At 43.7% G+C, this 17,845-nt stretch carries 9 protein-coding genes; 7 read left to right on the plus strand and 2 right to left on the minus strand.

Annotated elements, in window-relative coordinates:
- The first annotated feature begins 159 nt into the window (after positions 1-159).
- Positions 160-987 (plus strand): endonuclease VIII, encoded by an 828-nt coding sequence (gene nei, locus GPUN_RS12015; protein ID WP_006007143.1) that lies wholly within the window; start codon positions 160-162, stop codon positions 985-987.
- Between the two features lie 46 nt (positions 988-1,033).
- On the opposite strand, the gene GPUN_RS12020 is transcribed toward nei, so the two are convergent.
- A complete protein-coding gene (locus GPUN_RS12020) occupies positions 1,034-1,840 on the minus strand; it encodes an ion transporter (RefSeq protein ID WP_006007145.1) in 807 nt (268 codons plus the stop codon).
- A 753-nt stretch (positions 1,841-2,593) separates the two neighbouring features.
- On the opposite strand from GPUN_RS12020, the gene GPUN_RS12025 reads away from it, so the two are divergent.
- From GPUN_RS12025 to GPUN_RS12050, 6 genes are all read left to right on the plus strand, one after another.
- Positions 2,594-4,348: a DEAD/DEAH box helicase gene (locus GPUN_RS12025; protein ID WP_006007151.1), complete on the plus strand. Its 1,755-nt coding sequence runs from the start codon at positions 2,594-2,596 to the stop codon at positions 4,346-4,348.
- Positions 4,349-4,479: 131 nt separating this feature from the next.
- Positions 4,480-5,904, plus strand: a complete 1,425-nt coding sequence (gene cysG / locus GPUN_RS12030; RefSeq protein WP_006007154.1) for a siroheme synthase CysG — start codon at positions 4,480-4,482, stop codon at positions 5,902-5,904.
- Between the two features lie 232 nt (positions 5,905-6,136).
- Positions 6,137-9,517, plus strand: a complete 3,381-nt coding sequence (locus tag GPUN_RS12035; protein WP_006007156.1) for an amidohydrolase family protein — start codon at positions 6,137-6,139, stop codon at positions 9,515-9,517.
- Between the two features lie 415 nt (positions 9,518-9,932).
- The gene (locus GPUN_RS12040; RefSeq protein WP_006007158.1) at positions 9,933-11,300 is read left to right on the plus strand and encodes an HlyD family secretion protein; all 1,368 of its coding nucleotides are present in this window, start codon (positions 9,933-9,935) and stop codon (positions 11,298-11,300) included.
- Positions 11,297-13,516 (plus strand): peptidase domain-containing ABC transporter, encoded by a 2,220-nt coding sequence (locus tag GPUN_RS12045; RefSeq protein ID WP_006007161.1) that lies wholly within the window; start codon positions 11,297-11,299, stop codon positions 13,514-13,516. Before GPUN_RS12040 ends, GPUN_RS12045 begins: the two co-directional genes overlap by 4 nt.
- Before the next feature lie 24 nt (positions 13,517-13,540).
- Positions 13,541-13,756 carry a response regulator transcription factor gene (locus tag GPUN_RS12050; protein WP_006007163.1) on the plus strand — a complete coding sequence of 72 codons (216 nt, stop codon included), beginning with the start codon at positions 13,541-13,543 and terminating at the stop codon, positions 13,754-13,756.
- A gap of 54 nt (positions 13,757-13,810) precedes the next feature.
- Here the strand turns inward: GPUN_RS12050 and GPUN_RS12055 are convergent, their stop codons facing one another.
- Positions 13,811-17,845: a translocation/assembly module TamB domain-containing protein gene (locus tag GPUN_RS12055; RefSeq protein WP_006007165.1), complete on the minus strand. Its 4,035-nt coding sequence runs from the start codon at positions 17,843-17,845 to the stop codon at positions 13,811-13,813.

Consider the following 17,845-nt stretch of genomic DNA (forward strand, 5'->3'; position numbering starts at 1 on the left):
ATAGCACATAAAGAGACCCTCTTAGCGAGTGTCTCTTTGTTTATTCTGATTCGCTTAGTGTTTGCTTCTTAGTAATGTCTTGTGTTACCCGTAAACATTTTTTAGTTAATACTTATTCGCAACATTCGCTCTAGCAAATCAAAATAGGTAGACATAAAAATGCCTGAAGGCCCTGAAATTAGAATTGCCGCCGACAAAATAGCTAAAATTATAGAAAATCAAGTTATTGAAGACATAGACGTAGGTCTGCCGCGACTAAGCGCAGCTGCACTTAGTCTTAAAGGTAATGTAGTCACGAAGGTTGAAACACGCGGCAAAGCGATGCTGATTCACTTTGCAAATGGGCTCACGATATATTCTCATAACCAGTTGTATGGCGTGTGGCGCACCTGTAAACGAGGTAATCTGCCACAGACTAAGCGCTCGCTGCGCTTAGCTTTGCACACAAGCACACATAGCGCGCTGTTATATAGCGCCTCAGACATTGCAGTGTATGAACGAGCCGATTTGATAAACCATCCATTTTTACAAAAAATTGGCCCCGACATCCTGCAAAAAGATATAGACTGGCAGACGATCGCCCTGCGGCTAAAAGCCAAGCGATTTTGTAAGCGAAGACTGTCTATTTTGTATCTGGACCAGGCCTTTATTGCCGGTATTGGCAACTACTTGCGCACCGAGATTTTATTTGCGGCCGGTGTTCATCCAGACTTAAAGCCTAAAGAGCTCAGCCAAGAGCAAATTGAAACATTGTCAAAGCAAACCCTTATTATTTCCAAACGTGCATATAGCACCAAAGGCTATACACTCCCTGACGAGCTAAGAAAGCAGCTTAAAGAGACAAAAGGAAGCTACGAAAGCGTGCGCTTTATGGCGTTTAACCGCGAAGGGCTGCCCTGCCGTGAATGCGTGTCTAATATTGCGAAAGGGCTAAGAAATGGCCGGCGTATATACTGGTGTGAAATTTGCCAGGCTGTGCTGAATTAGCCATAGCGAATTAGCTACTGCAATAAGTGAAACGCCGATATTCTTTCTATGGCATCTTATCAGGCTTACCCTTAGTCAACTGTTCAACCTGCTGACTTAACAGTTCAATCTGTTTCTGCAGATCTAGCATGCTCGGCTGACCTTCATTTCGCTCTTTGGTGTGCTCCTCATCCATGACCCCTACCACTATCCCAATCACCATATTTAAAAATGCGAAGGCAGTGAAAAATATAAATGTCATGTAGAATATCCAGCTAAAACGATATACTTCCATCGTTTCATACTGAATATCGGTCCAGTCTTCAAAGGTCATTACCCTAAATAAAGTGAGCATTGAAATAGCAATATCGCCCCACAGTACCTGGTTGATGTCACTAAACCAGTAGCTACCAACAGCCGCATATATATAGAATATTATAAACATCAGTAGCACCACGTAGCCCAAACGTGGCAGCGCTTTAAGCAAGGAGTTTATAAGGATCCGCAGTTCAGGGATAATCGAAATCATTCTTAGCACTCTGAAAATTCGAATTAATCTGGCAAGTAATGCCATCTCAGATTCATCAACAGGAATTAAACTGATGACAACGACCAAGGTGTCGAAAATATTCCAACCCGATTTAAAGAAATTCTTTTTTTCTTCTTCACCAATAAATCTGACCAGTATTTCACATAAAAAGAAAATGGTGATGAACACATCTAGGTACTCAAGGATAAAAATTGCCGCGTCTGATAAATCGTAAGTTTTAGCCCCTATTTCTAAGGCCGAAATAATGATCACCGCCACTACTACAAGTTCAAATATTTTGTTACTACGCAGTTTTAAAAATGCAGTTTGTATGGTTTTTATCAAGTGCTTTACTCTTAGTCTCGTTTTAACATAGCCATGAAGAGACTATGTTAACTGTGTTATTAATCTGTTTACACTAAAAAGGCTCACGTTTAGTCAACTTAACGTTAACACGTGAGCCCTGTTCAGAAAGTTGTTGCTAGTTTAAATATTTGTTCTTTAATTCAGCAATTGCCATATTAGCGCCCATTTTCTGCAACGCAACCATAAGAAGTGGTACCCCTTCATGTTCAGGATACCCTAACTCTTTTGCACGACTCAGCTCTTTTTCGGCTGATTCGAAATCATTTAGTTCTAGGTACCGTTTACCTCGTTCAAATCGCGCAAGATTTGAACGCGAGACTTGCAGTACTGCATTTTTAAGGGCAACAACCGCGGCCTGGTTGTTTGTGGCTGTCGCAAACTCGGCGGCTTCTTGAATATTTTCTTGTGATGTTTTCTTTTAGCAAGCAGCTATGAAAAAACAATACAAACCAGGGCAACTAACTTACATAAACGTAATGACAATCGGAAAGTATGTGTGTTTGAGCAAAGATTTTGCATACTTATTTGTGCCTTATTATCCCTGATAACCATTAAAAATTAAAAAAAATCGTAATTGCTTGTACTGTAGCTAATTGTGGGACATTTAACCACAATTTTGCGAATTAGTTTGATGGTATCTGCTATCACTTTCGAGTATACTACATGGTCAATTAAGGGCGCTCGTGTATTCACTGCTTTGCCTTTTTGTTCTTTCATTATTCAGGATATACCATGACCGACAGTGTCGACATCACATTTAAAGATTTAAACTTGCCGAGTGCCCTTCTGCAAGCGGTTGAAAAGGTAGGCTACGAGAAGCCTTCACCCATTCAGGCAAAAAGCATTCCACTGCTTCTAGAAGGCCACGATTTACTAGGTCAAGCACAAACAGGAACGGGCAAAACAGCTGCGTTTGCCCTACCTATGTTAGCTAACATCGACCCTGACGAAGCTTACACACAACTATTAGTATTAGCTCCCACACGCGAACTTGCGATTCAGGTGGCAGAGGCCTTTCAGGTGTATGCAAGCTTTTCTAAGAAAATCCGCGTATTGCCAGTATACGGTGGCTCATCATACGATAACCAAATTCGTCAATTAAAGCGCGGCGTTCAGGTAGTGGTAGGCACACCAGGTCGTATTATTGACCATATAAAACGTAAAACGCTTAAACTCGATAAACTGCGCTTTTTAGTGCTTGATGAAGCCGACGAAATGTTGCGCATGGGTTTTATCGACGACGTCGAACTAATCCTAAGCCATGCACCATCCACACGTCAAACGGCTTTATTTTCTGCGACAATGCCCGACCAGATAAAAAAGATTTCGCAAAAATATCTTAATAATCCAAAGCACGTTAAAATTGAGTCGAAAGTGTCTACTGCAAGCACCATTCGCCAGCGCTACGTGCAAGTAGCAGGTCATCATAAGCTTGAAACCCTCACCCGAATTCTAGAAATAGAAGAGTTTGAAGGCGTTATTGTTTTTGTGCGCACAAAAACAGCTACGCTTGAACTTGCTGAAAAACTATCTGCCCGCGGTTACGACGTTGAAGCTCTTAACGGTGATATCGCACAAGCCGCGCGCGAACGCACCGTTGAAAGACTCAAGCAAGGTAAAATAGATATTTTAGTAGCAACCGACGTTGCCGCCCGTGGCCTTGATGTTGAACGTGTAAGCCATGTTATTAACTACGACGTGCCTCATGACACAGAGTCTTATGTACATAGAGTTGGCCGTACCGGTCGTGCTGGCCGCAAAGGTGATGCAATACTATTCATCTCTCACCGCGAAAAGCGTATGCTATTCGCAATAGAGCGAGCCACTAAGCAAGAAATTACCATGATGGAAATTCCGTCTATTGGTGAGCTTAATGAATCTCGTTTAGGTCGCTTTAAGAAAAGTGTGATAGACGCATTAGCCCATGAATCAATTGAGTCATATATGCCCGTCATTGAAGCTATTATCAGAGAATCTGAAGCTTCACCGGAAATGGTTATGGCGGCGCTAGCAAAAGTAGCTCAAGGCAATGAACCTTTGTTACTCAGCGAACAAGACCGACCTGACGTACATGCTAAACCCTCATTTAAAGATCGTCCTGAAAGAAGTGACAGAGGCGGGCGCAACGAACGCAGTCGCAGCCCAAGTCGAAGTGGTCGCGACGGCCCCAGTGAAGGCGGGCGTGAACGCAAACCATCGCGTCCACGCTCAAATCCTGAAGCAGGCATGAAACGCTTTAGAATTGAAGTTGGCTATACACACGGCGCAAAACCCGGCAACATAGTGGGTGCGATTGCTAACGAAGGCGATATGAGCAGTAAAAATATCGGCGCGATTGACATACATGACAGCTTCACACTCGTAGATTTGCCAGACAGTATGCCTGAAAAAACAAAAGAAACGCTTATGAAAACACGCGTTGCAGGACAACGTCTTAACATGCGTGAGTGGAGTGAAGAAGCCCCTAATAAGCGACCTAAAAATTAGCTAGTTAGCCAAACTACGCTTATATTGTGAGTCTAGTAATTTAGTATATCAAAAAGGAATAAAAATCTGATTTTTATTCCTTTTTTTGTTTCTGGTTTATGGCACACTTCTTAGCTATTAAAAGAGGCCATATGAAATATTTTCCGATATTTGTTGATGCACAACACATCCACTGCCTAGTGGTAGGCGCAGGAGAAGTGGCTGCGCGTAAATGCGAGCTGCTGTTAAAAACACCGGCCAAAATAACCATTGTGGCGCCTTGGGTAAGCAACACCGTTGAAAAGTTAGCACATTCAGCAAATGTAACGCTTATAAGGCGTGAATATGAGAAAAGCGATTTGGACAACAAACAAATGGTTTTTGTGGCTACTGACAGTGAATCAACTAACCAGCAAATACATGATCAAGCTCATGCCTTACACATATTGGTAAACGTAGTAGACAATACGCCGCTGTGTAAATTTATTACGCCTTCAATTGTTGACCGCTCACCTATTATAATCGCCATGTCTAGCGGTGGTGTAGCGCCGGTATTATTGCGCTATTTACGACAAAAACTCGAATCGGTGATACCACATAACATCAAACGACTAGGCACATTTTCAGAAAAATTCAGAAATACGGTTAAAACCTCACTGAGTAGCGTAACCGACAGACGCTATTTTTGGGAAGACGTGCTTGACGGTGATATTGGCGAAAACGTGCTGCAAGGCAATAAACAGCAGGCTGAACAGCAACTCAATAGCGCGCTCGAAAAATATGTCGGCGGTGACAAACCTGCAGGTCAAGTGTACCTAGTTGGCGCCGGGCCCGGCGATCCTGATTTACTCACTTTTAGAGCGCTGCGCTTAATGCAAAAAGCCGATGTGGTAGTTTACGACCGGCTAGTGTCACCAGAAATTTTAGAGCTAGTGCGCCGCGATGCTGAGAAGATTTATGTGGGCAAAGAGCAAAGTAATCACACTATACCTCAGCAAGAAATAAACCAGTTGCTTGCCAATTTAGCCAAAAAAGGCAACAGGGTGGTACGTCTAAAAGGTGGCGACCCGTTCGTGTTCGGCCGTGGCGGTGAAGAAATAGAAACCTTAATTGAGCAAGGCATTGAGTTTCAAGTGGTTCCGGGTATTACCGCTGCCACGGGTGCTGCAAGCTACGCGGGGATCCCTCTGACGCATAGAGATCATGCGCAATCGGTTACTTTTACTACCGGGCACCTGCGCAATAACACCATTAATTTGGACTGGGCCTGCATGGTAAAACCCAACCATACTTTAGTGTTTTATATGGGGCTTACCGCCTTGCCTATTATTTGTGAAAAGTTAATAGAATATGGCATGCCTGCTAGCACCCCAATTGGCTTAATTCAAAGCGCCACACGTGTCGACCAAAAAGTAGTAACGGGCACACTTATCGACATTATGAGCAATAAGGATACGGCGAGCCTTCAGCCGCCTACCCTCATTATTGTTGGCGGCGTGGTAAGTTTACATAAAAAGTTAAACTGGTTTGGTGACAAAAGCTTCGACGAAAGCAGCACTCAAAGCACCCACGCCTAAGCCCTGTCATTAAAAACATACTCGTAGGTAAAAAGGCACTCATAAATGGGTAAACAAATATGCAACCGTTGCCGTTAAGCTAACATAAAGTCTTAATGTCGCTTATTAAAACGGGTGTAAATAGTATTAGATAAAGAGATAGCGCGCATAATGTAATGAGAAGGCTTGCCAAAGCTAGGCTATACAATTATGGTAATTAACAGATTAAGACCATAACAAGACCACTTTATCCATGATTAAACGACAAACCCATAATTTGCTAGCGATATTATTTGGCTTAAGTTGTAGCTTTGCTAGCACTTCTTTATATGCATTTAGCATTAATCCAAAATTAAGCAATGAGACTCAATTCACAAAAGAATCACTTGAAAAAGATCCACTAAAGCAATGGAATGTTTTAGCACCGCCCATGGACTTGAAAAAAGTTAACATCAGCACAGATGAAACCACATGGTCAAGCTTAGACATTTCACCCGATGGCAAACACATGGTATTTGACATGCTAGGCGATATTTTCATTGTGGATGCGAAAGGCGGTAAGGCTATTGCGCTTACCCAAGACTTTGCGTGGAATATTCAACCCTCCATTAGCCCAGACGGTACTAAAATAGCGTTCATATCAGATAGAGACGGTTTGTCAAACGCATGGATAATGGATATAAACGGCGCGAACTTAACGCAAGTCACCAAAGAAAAAATCAATCTTATTCACGCGCCCAAGTGGAGCCCCGATTCACAGTACATAGTGGTCACAAAAGGCATTGTTTCATCGCGTTCAATCCCAGCGGGTGAAATATGGCTATTTCATCATACCGGTGGCACGGGCATAGCCATAAAAGAGCGCGAAAACGGCCGAGTAGAACAACAAAATATCGCCGACCCTGCTTTTTCCCCAAACGGCCAATACATTTATTATACCCAAAATATAAGCCCTGGCTCTCAATTCGCATATAACCGCGACCCATTAACGTCTATCTTTGCAATAGTGCGCTACAATCGTGAAACAGGTACCGAAGAACGCTATATTTCAGGTACCGGCGGCGCAGTTGTGCCCACACCGTCGCCCGATGGTAAGCACGTCGCATTTATAAGACGCGTAAAAAACAAAACCGTTTTATTCCTCAAAGACATTGAAACAGGCCTAGAGGAACCGCTATTTTTTGATTTAGAACGCGACATGCAAGAAGGCTTTGGCTCTGAAGGCTACTTTGCCTATTTTGATTGGACACCAAATTCAGAAAATATCGTGTTTTGGACAGGCGGCAAATTCCATTCTATTAATGTGCAAAGCCAAGACCTCACCACCTTAAATGTAGAAGTGGAGACCACCATAAGCTATGCAGAATCACTTCGCTTTGAAGTAGATGTTGCCCCCGACAATTTTGACGTGAAAGCGGTGCGCTGGGCGCAGAAATCACCCGATGGGGAGTCAATTTTATTTCAAGCCTTGGGCAAACTGTATCTACACGATATTAAATCGGGCAAGGCTGAGCGCTTAACTAAGCAAGACGCTAAGCAAGACGATCATGACGAATATTATCCGCGCTACTCACACGACGGCAGGCGCATTGTGTACACCACTTGGAACGATGAAACATTAGGCGCAATCAGAGTCGTTTCAGCCCGCGGTGGCAAGGGTAAAGTCGTTAGCACGAGTCCCGGCCATTACATAGAGCCTAGCTTTTCCACCGACGGCAAAATGATAGCCTATCGCAAAATTACCGGCGGCTTTTTGCTCAATCCTAAATATTCAAATGATCCTGGTTTATACGTGCTCAACATTGACGAAAAAACCACGAAGCGCGTGTCTAGAAGCGGCTTTGAACCTCACTTTAGCGGCGACAACACCCGTGTTTACTTTACTGAAAGCGTGTTTGATGCCTACCGAGAAACCCGATTTTCAAGCGTTAATTTGAACGGAAAAGACAAACAGGTACATTTAAACGGCGACGACAAAGTGAGCGAGTATCGCTTATCCCCTAGCGGTGAATGGGTAGCGTTTGTGCATCAGTTTAAAACCTATGTTGCACCTTTTCAAACTAACGGTAAGACCTTTAATATTGCACCTGATATGAGTGCGTTACCGGTTAAGCAACTCTCGGCTCATGCGGGTAATTATATGACATGGCGAGACGATAATTCTACTGTAGGGTGGTCACATGCAGCCACATACTATGAACGCAGTCTTAACGAAGCCTTTGATTTTGTTGCTGGCGCAAATCTACAAAGCATGCCTAAGCCGGTCGATAAGGGCTTAAATGTAAGTTTTAGCCAAGCCAGTGATAAGCCAAATACTGTTACCGCTATAGTAGGCGGCAAGCTTGTAACCATGCGCGATGTTAACAATCAACAAGAAGTGATTGAGGACTCAGTAGTATTAATTGAAGGGAATCGCATAAGCGCGGTAGGTAAGCAAGGCGATGTAAGTATTCCCCAAGGTGCCTTGCTAATTGACGCCACCGGTAAGACAGTTATTCCAGGCTTAGTCGACGCTCACGCACATGGCTCACAGGGCACTGCGCAAATAATACCTCAACAAAACTGGGGACAGTATTCTAGCGTGTCTTTTGGTGTAACCACTATTCATGATCCCTCAAACGACACCCGCGAAATAATGGCCGCGGCAGAATTACAGCGCGCTGGGCTGCGCGTTGCACCGCGCATATATTCAACCGGCACCATTTTATATGGCGCTGAAGCCTTAGGTTTTAAGGCTGTTATCAATGACTATGAAGATGCTTACTTCCACGTAGAACGTTTACGTGATATGGGTACAATTTCAGTCAAAAGCTATAATCAGCCACGCCGCGACCAACGCCAGCAGCTACTAGTAGCGGCTGACAAACTGGGCATGATGGTAATGCCAGAAGGCGGTGGTAAATTGCAGCAAAACATGAGCATGATGGTAGACGGCCACACCGGACTTGAACACAATATACCCATTGCACGAGGCTATAACGATTTAACCCAGCTGTGGAAAGCCACGCAGTTCAGCTACACGCCTACGTTTGTAGTGTCTTTTGGCGGCCTAATGGGGGAAGAATACTTTTATGACAAAACTGAGGTGTGGAAAAATGAACGCTTATTACGCTACACTCCCGCATTCTTAATTGACCGACGTGCAATAAGACGTCCCACCGCGCCTGAAAATCAGTATAACCACATAGAAGTAGCCAAATACGCTAAAGTCCTGCGTGATGAGGGCGTACGCGTCATGATTGGCGCCCACGGACAGCGCGAGGGCTTAGGCGCCCATTGGGAAATGTGGATTATGGCACAAGGCGGATTCACACCCTTTGAAGCCCTACGTGGCGCCACTATAGACGGCGCTACCCATTTAGGCATGGATAAAGACATTGGCAGTATTGAAGTGGGTAAGCTAGCCGATATGGTAATTATAGACGGTGACGTGCTAAGCGATATCCGAAGGAGTGAATACGTTAGCCACACAATCCTTAACGGACGAGTGTTTGAAAGTGCCACAATGAATCAAGTGGGCAGCAAAAAACAACGAAAAGAGTTCTTCTTTGAAAATAACAATACCTTGTTTATGCCCGAGCAAACTTCTACGATGATGGAAGAAAAGTCTCAGCACTTCCACTGGGTACATTAGCATTAGGTCCACTAGCGGTGGGTACGTCATTGAATGTAGTAACACTGTTTTAGCAAGAACGTTTATAAGCTTAACCATACTAGAAGCTGGCGCTGTCTTTTTCGCCAGCTTTTTTATGCGTCTGCTTTGTATCCGTCTTTTGCCTCCGCTGGGTTTATATTAGGCGGTTTTGTATGTAGCTGTTTTGTATGTAGCTGATTATCACTAAAACCTATCGACTAATGTCATTAAACCAGCACAACCTGCCTCAATGTTCAGCCATAAAATGAAGACTATCTACTTCACAGAACAAAATTAACATACATTTGTCCCATATCTGACAGCCATCACGCACCTTATCTCCTAGGCTACAAATTAATCAATGACGGCGATAGCTTGTACACCCTTCGCCGAATAGCTTATGAAAAGGATTTTGATGAAGCAACCTACTTCTGCTGAAACGAGCAAACATGAAGACCTAGATAACAGCAAAAATCCCGGTCCCCATCAGCGTCAAAACAAAAAGCCAGCACCTTCTATGTTTAGGCAAGACGCTATAGATGCAAGCTTTTTACAGCAATACGGTGGTGTATGTATGCTGCCTAAGCTTAGTCAAGTGATGCTGTCTATATGCAGCCTTACCCTGCTGATAGCCATTGTTATATACCTTAGCACGCAGTCCTTTTTTGAAACCATTAATGTCACTGGCTGGATAAATACTAAAACACCCAATATTGAAGTACGTAGCCAAGAATCGGCTGGCATTGTAAAGCAAGTATTGGTCAGCAACGGCTCGTTAGTTGAGGCCGGCGAAACTATTGCCATAATTGCCCGCTCAATGGGACAAGCACTTGGCGATGTCGGCGTTGAAGCTAAGCGCACACTAATTTTACAAGAACAAAGTAATCGCTTGGCTATTTTACAGCAAAATAGCGCATCTGCGATGCTTTCACTGCAAGGGCTTGTTTTACGCTATGCCCAAACGGGCGAACAACTGGCCAAAATAGAATACCATCAGCATAAACATCAAATTCAGCTAGATACTGCTAAACAAAGATGGCAGATGGTAAAAAATTTAGTGGCTCAAGGCTTGATTTCTTTAACGCAGTTAGAGCAAAGCGAAATACAAATGCTGTCGCTGCATCAACAAGACTTTGAGCTGTTTATGCGCGCTCAAACGATCCAAACAAACCACTATGATTTACGCGAACAGCAGCTCACTAATAAGCAGCAGCAAACACAAATTGATCACGAAATAAATTTACTCAATATTCAAACCCAGCAGCAATTAGATGCACTGCTAAGCGATACCCAAATTACCGTCACCGCGCCCAGTAGCGGGCTTGTTGACAACTTGCAAATTGCTGTGGGGAAAAGTGTTTCTTTTGACCAAGTAATCACGCAAATTGCGCCTGTATACCCAAACTACTTTGTACAGCTTGCTATTGCTTCGCATCAGGTCGCTTTTTTACAGCTTGACCAGCAGGTGCAGATCAAAGTAGATGGCTTTTCTTATCAAAAATTTGGCAGTTTAAGCGGTACTGTTTCGCACATATCTGAGCAGGTTATTGCGCCTCAAGACATAGACGGAGTAACGATTAATACCAACCAAGCGCTATATTTAGTCAATGTCGAGCTTGACTATACACCGCCATTATCTAGCATTGACAGCATATCGCTGCGCTCAGGCATGAGCATAAGTGCCTCGATTAATAAACAAGAAAGCACTATTTTGACTTGGCTACTGAAACCCTTATCTGACATTGCTCGCCCTGAATTTACGGCTAAGAACGTAGTCATATGAACGCCAGTGCCAGTGATAGCGGCAATACTAGCGCGCAGTGGTTTTCTAAACTACGCTTTACGTGGCCAAGAAGCGTCTCTCTCGTCATGCAAAGTGAAGCAAGTGAGTGCGGCATTGCCTGCTTAAGCATGGTTAGCTCCTATTTTGGCAAGCATATACTGCTTAGAGAGTTACGCGCCATCATGCCCGCTAGTCAGCAAGGCTTAAGCATGCACCAGCTAATTAACTATGCACAAACCTTAGGTATGTCCTGCAGGGCATTAAAACTAGATCTAAAGGAACTAAGTCAACTGCAGCGACCGGCTATTTTACACTGGGATTTTTCGCATTTTGTGGTGCTCACAAAAGTTAGCAGGCGCTATGTTTACATTAGCGATCCAGCCATTGGAGAACGTAAGCTCAGCTGGTCACAAATTAGTAAGAGCTTCACCGGCGTTGCCTTGGAGCTAAGGCCAGACCATAAATTTGCGCCTAATGCAAAACCTAACACCTTGTCTTTGTGGGACTTTGCTAAGCCCATACAGGGCATAAAAAAGCAGCTTGGCTTTTTGTTTGGGCTGTCATTACTGATTCAAGTGTTCGCCTTAGCAGCGCCGTTTTATATGCAAACCGTGGTAGATAAAGTATTAACGACTTCGTCACAGTCTCTGCTTTTGGTGCTAGCCTTGGGTTTTGCATTATTGCTAGTCATAGAAAGTGCGACTACTTGGCTGCGCGAAGTCGTCTTGCTACGCTTTTCCAACGCGTTTAACTTACATATCTCAAGCAGTGTATTGGCACATTTATTAAGCCTGCCTTTGGCCTATTTTCAAGGCCGTCATATGGGCGATATTGTCAGCCGATTTGGCTCACTGCAGCCAGTGCGCGATACCTTAACCCAAGGTTTAGTAACAGCATTAATTGACGGACTGCTGAGCATTGCCACTTTAGTCGTGATGTTCATGTACTCACCCACGTTGGCCTTTATCGTTATCGCAGTCGTCGTGCTATACAGCCTTGGCCGCTGGGCCTTATTTCATCCCATTAAACAACTCAATCAACAAATTTTGCAAAGCGATGCGCAGCAGCAAAGTTTTTTTATGCAGTCTATAAGAGCAGCTCGTACTATAAAACTAGCTAACACAAGCGCCCCCACCCACGCAAAATGGCTTAACTTTTTAATTAGCAACATTAATCAGCGCATTAAATTGGGGCAGTGGAATATCGGCTTTTCTATTGGCAATAAGGTGCTTTTTGGCATTGAAAATATTGTCGTGGTTTACGTAGCAGCAACACTGGTGATGGCAAACGAATTTACAATAGGCATGCTTTTTGCGTTTATGAGCTATAAATCGCGTTTTGTGGGTTCATCTATTAGCCTAATTGAAATGTGGATAGACTATAAAATATTGAGCGTGCATTTAAACCGTATTGAAGACATTGTGCATCAAGCTCCCGAGATCCCTAATGATCATCTAAGCGCAATCTCAGCGCATGCACAAGCACAGTTAAGTAAACTACGTGCTGCGAAACAAAGTGGCGCAACTATAAATGTTAGCAATATTGGCTTTCGCTATCACAGCAACCAGCCTTGGCTGTTTGAACATTTATCTATTCATATCAATTCTGGCGACTTTATTGCGATTGTGGGCGCAAGTGGCTGTGGTAAAACCTCACTGTTGAACTGTTTACTGGGCTTAATGGCCACCGACAAAGGCCATATTTCTTTCAATGGTGCAGCATTTTCTCCAAAAAGCAGAACGCATCAGAGTATTGCCGCCGTCATGCAAGACGATCAGTTACTTAGCGGCAGTGTAATAGAAAATATTTCACAATTTGCTGAAAAAGTCGACATTGGCCGCGTAGTCGAAGTAGCCAAACTTGCTTGTATAGACAGCGATATTATGGCCATGACTATGCAGTATCAAACCTTAATTGGCGACATGGGCGACAGCTTAAGCGGCGGTCAAAAACAACGTATCTTATTAGCAAGAGCGCTGTATCAACAGCCCGATTTACTGGTGCTAGATGAGGCAACTAGCCACCTAGATCTTGTAACAGAGGCGCAAATATGTGCCCACCTAAAGACCCTACACACCACTATTGTAATGGTGGCGCATAGACCACACACTATCGCCACCGCCAATAAAGTGTTCGCGTTATCGAATAATGGTTTAGCCGAAATTAACTATGCCATCGATAATTTACCCCTCATCAATAACCCAACGTCAACCTAAACTACACGTAAAAGGAAGAGTACTATGCTCAGTAATATAGAAGTATTGTCAATTAGAGAGAAGCAAATTGCATTAAAGATTGTGGATGGTTTGCCCAATAAGTTAATTGCCTGTGACCTATTCATAAGCGAGCGCACAGTGAAGTTTCATTGCGCCAATATTTACCGCAAACTCGACATTCGAAATCGCCATGCACTTGTGGCTAGGTACTACCGTGAACTGCTAAGTAAAAGCGCTTAACACGCTATTGCAACATGTTAAAGTCAACACTACCTTGCTGCGGTTTTAACGTTATTATTCTCGGGTTGTCCACTCGTAAAACACATCAACAGCGCTAGTTGCACCACTTTTCGCCTCTAAATACATTTGAGGCAGCAGTTGGTAGCGCAAAATAACTTGGGTAGCCTGGTCGAATAGTCCAACGCCATAAATCACTTGAACATTGTCTGATATCCTACCCGTTAACTGCACCTGTGTATTGGTGCCCTGCCCTGCGGTTTGCACATTTAGCGAATCAAACCCTAAACTTTTACCAAACCTGTTTACACCGTTCTCGCTGTTGCCAACGCCAAAGTTAACCAGCATGTTTACCAGCATGACATCTTGGACCTGACCCTCACCGCCGCTAATATCGGTGCCTTGCAGTAAATAAGACAGCTGTCTGGCTTGGATCATAACGGGCTCAGAGAACAGCTCAACTTTGGGCACCACCGGATTACCGCTTATGCGAATGCCGGCCACAACGTTGTCAGCGGTGTTTAAAGGATTGCGAACTGCGGTTATATCAAACTGCGGTAAACTGGGCGCACCGCTGAAAAAGATCGCACCTTTTTGAATTTGCAAGTTCTGCCCATAAGCTTCATAGCTACCGTTTAGTACATTTAACGAACCATACACATACGTTTCAAGTGGTGAAAACTCATTCGTTTCTGGGTTTTGTTTTTGCCTCACCTGCACGCGTAAATCACCCGCTAAACTGGCTTTTAAATCGAGTGCGTTTATAGTTACCCGCTTAAGTTTTGGCGGGTCAATTATGAAGCGTACGTCTATGTCTAGGCCAATAGGCAAAATAGGCGGTTCTTGCACTTTACCGATAATAATGGTGTCGCGGCTGGGTGATTTTGCGGTTTCTGGTAATTCATCAATTTTTATTTGCGCGTTTGGAATAGTCACCTCGCCTTGTAAGCTAAAGTTACTGGGGTCTAAGGCAATTTTCAAGGAAGGAGATGCCAACACTTCATTGCCAGCAAACGCAAGCTGCATGCCTACTCCGTCAATTTCACCTACAAACGAAAAAGGCTTGTCTTGATCAAATAAAGTTAACACACCCGAGTAATTTGCAGTGCCTGCGCCTAGCTCAAATTCTCCTTCAATGTTAGCTTTTTTATTAGAAACAATAATGGTTTGATTAAAGTTGGTCAGCGGATACGGATAATTATCAGCCACCAGTTCTACATCACTTATGCGCAATTCGCCGTTTAAATCTGGCTCAAGCACTGGGCCGTCGTACAATAAGTTGCCCGCCAATGTACCTGTTAACTTTTCTATGTTGGGAATAAAACGCTGCAGCGGCGATAGCATGAAGTTGTCAATGCTCAAGTGCCCTGTGTGTGTCGTGTTATTCAGGTCTAAACTTAATGTTGAATTAAGACCAATGGCCCCCGTTGATTTGGTGCCTGCAAACACATTAGTTTTTAGGATTTGATCCTTTATGTTTGCGTTAGCCACTACCGCTACCAACTCTATATTGTGTTTACTACTCGTAATATTGGCCTGAGTCATTAGCATGTAGGCCTCAAGATCGATGCCTTTAAGCGGCGAGTAGTCGAGCTCTATGTCGGTGGTAAATGCCAAGCTGGTGCCTTGTTTAACGATGTCTGGGAAATAATGCAGCAGTGGCACTTTCAGATTATATGCCAGCTTAGCGTTAATTTGGGTAAGTTCACTCGAGTACTGCAGTTGTTCAATGCATAATGCCTTGTTACTGTTATTTGAAAATGTACTAGCGGATATCGTATTTGGCGCGCTGTTGCTATTTGCAGCGCCATTGCTTAGCACCCTAGACAACCAGCAGTGTGGCCTAAGACTAGCGCTATGTTGACTAATGCGAATATTACTTGGCTTCTCTAGTGTGAAAGTATCAAAAGCAGCGCTAAATTCGCCTTTGTCCCAGCTTCCTAACCAGCGCCAATTGTCTTCATTCACGATGGCTGCGCCGCTAAATTCATGAGTAAGTGAGTAATTTGGGTGCATCAAGCTAACACTAAGGGTATGTGATAATAGATTTCCTTGTAAGCGTGCGCTTACCTGTTGCGCTAGCATCGACTCAAGCCAAATTTCTTGTGACACAACGCTAACATCACTTTGCCAGTTATCTGCCGCGTCTATGCTAATGTCTATTTGCGCTTGTTGAATGCCAATCTCGCCAAACTGGAACTTTTCAATGCTCGCATTTGCGGCAATAACTGGCTTGTCCGCCTGACCCATTACCTGAATTTTGCCTAACACAGCGCCTTTAGCGCTAGGGTGTAAACTGGATAAATCACGTAGATCAAGATCAAACAGAAGGTCCGTCGTAGTGCGCGCAGCCCACCTTGAGTCTACATTGCTGCTTGACGTGCTTGATTGACTCGCTGCGCTTGATTGGTTCGATGCGCTTAAGCGGCTCGTGTGTAAACCCTCGGGCAGCTGAAATTGACCATTTCCTTTAATAACATTGTCACCTTGGCTAAGATTAAGCGCGTTAACCTCAATCAAGCCAGCTTTACTAATGGCGACATCACACAGCAAAGATAAATTGTAGCCTAGCAGCATACCCTGTACTTTGCGACAGTTTAGGCTGCCCCATAGCTGTGTGGGGGTTATATTTGCGTTAACACTTATATTGCCGTTAAGTTGACTGTCAACTTGCGGCACTAAAGGCTTCAACTGCAGCTTTTCAAACCCAAGTTCACTCGCTATAGATACGCCATCTACTTCCCCAAATTGGCTTAACTTAGCTTCAAAGCTAGCGGTCAAAATACCTATGTCACCGCTTGTCGTTAACTGATTAATTCTAATATCTTTGTCGCTTAACGACACTACGCCATTTAGCTTTATATCACTGGCCTGGCCACTGTCAATATTCGCTGAAACGATAACTTCATAAGCGGAAATATTACCTGTTATTGACGCTGTTACGCTTGAAATAGGCACGCTCAACGTGGGTACCCAAGCACTTATCACGTCCTGGTAACGCTTAGCAGCCAGTTCAATTTTAAGAGGTAAATTAGGATCTGAAACATTGAACTGAGCAATTAAGGTGAGTATGTTATCTCTAACTTTTGCTGAGTATATACTGACGCTAGCTTCGCTAACATTGCCCGTAAGATTCACAACTAAAGGCTCTGCCTGTTTTGAACTGTATTGACTGTTGGGTAATAAGCGTACGCTTATGTCGTGTGAAAATGCATCAGCAAGGTCGACTGTGGCATCTACATTAATACTCGACGCTATTTGCTCGATGGGTTTACTGACTAAATTAAGACTAAGCGTTTGGCTCTTTGCACTTGCACTTATTTGGGTTTGTCCCGTGCACCTTGCTTCGATTTTTGTATCACTGGGCTGCAAGCAAAAATTCGCTATAGTGAATTTTTGTACTTCTGCATTGATAGGAACGAATATATTTGGCAGCACTATTGGCGTGTATTGTGCACTTTTAATTACATCAATCCAGTGCTGCGGCTTTTTGCTCTGCTGTGGACGTTTCGCATTAGTCGCATTTGCTGATTCGGCGCTAAGCATAAGCGTAAGGTCTTCTACATTGAGTTCGTTAAGCACCAATTGTTTATGCATAAACGCAGCCGCGCTTAGATTTTTTAGTTTCGCTACCAATACCTTTTCTGCTTCAATTTTTTGGGCATAAACTGTCAACTCAGTCAAATGGAGCCGACTCAAATAGGCGGCAACAGGCAGTTCTATATATGCGCTAAACGGCGTTGAAGGTTCACTTTGCGCTGTATTTTCAATCAGCACAACTTCTAGCTTAACCGCACTTATATTATCGATACACGCTTTCACCGAAAATAAACAATGAAGTCCAAGCTCAAGCTCAAGCGCATCTCCCGTAATGTTAATTTGGGGGCTAGCGTATATGACTTTGCCTATGCTCACCTGCGAATAAAAGCTACCAGAAACATTCTCAATCGTTAGTCCTTGCTGATCATTTGCAAACCCAATGAGTGCTTTGACGCCAAAGGGCGAAAGGATGAGCATTATCACCAAGCTCAACAGGGCTAATACGGCTAAAAATGCGTAACTGAGGTATTTAGTAACACTGACTACTTTCAT

Source organism: Glaciecola punicea ACAM 611 (genome assembly GCF_000252165.1).
GTDB classification, from domain to species: Bacteria; Pseudomonadota; Gammaproteobacteria; order Enterobacterales; family Alteromonadaceae; genus Glaciecola; species Glaciecola punicea.

What these genes read in the sequence shown, in the direction of transcription:
- GPUN_RS12025 (WP_006007151.1), top strand. Translation starts at nt 2,594, where the DNA reads ATGACCGACAGTGTCGACATCACATTTAAAGATTTAAACTTGCCGAGT.
- GPUN_RS12055 (WP_006007165.1), bottom strand. Translation starts at nt 17,845, where the DNA reads ATGAAAGTAGTCAGTGTTACTAAATACCTCAGTTACGCATTTTTAGCC.
- cysG (WP_006007154.1), top strand. Translation starts at nt 4,480, where the DNA reads ATGAAATATTTTCCGATATTTGTTGATGCACAACACATCCACTGCCTA.
- GPUN_RS12035 (WP_006007156.1), top strand. Translation starts at nt 6,137, where the DNA reads ATGATTAAACGACAAACCCATAATTTGCTAGCGATATTATTTGGCTTA.
- GPUN_RS12050 (WP_006007163.1), top strand. Translation starts at nt 13,541, where the DNA reads ATGCTCAGTAATATAGAAGTATTGTCAATTAGAGAGAAGCAAATTGCA.
- GPUN_RS12045 (WP_006007161.1), top strand. Translation starts at nt 11,297, where the DNA reads ATGAACGCCAGTGCCAGTGATAGCGGCAATACTAGCGCGCAGTGGTTT.
- nei (WP_006007143.1), top strand. Translation starts at nt 160, where the DNA reads ATGCCTGAAGGCCCTGAAATTAGAATTGCCGCCGACAAAATAGCTAAA.
- GPUN_RS12040 (WP_006007158.1), top strand. Translation starts at nt 9,933, where the DNA reads ATGAAGCAACCTACTTCTGCTGAAACGAGCAAACATGAAGACCTAGAT.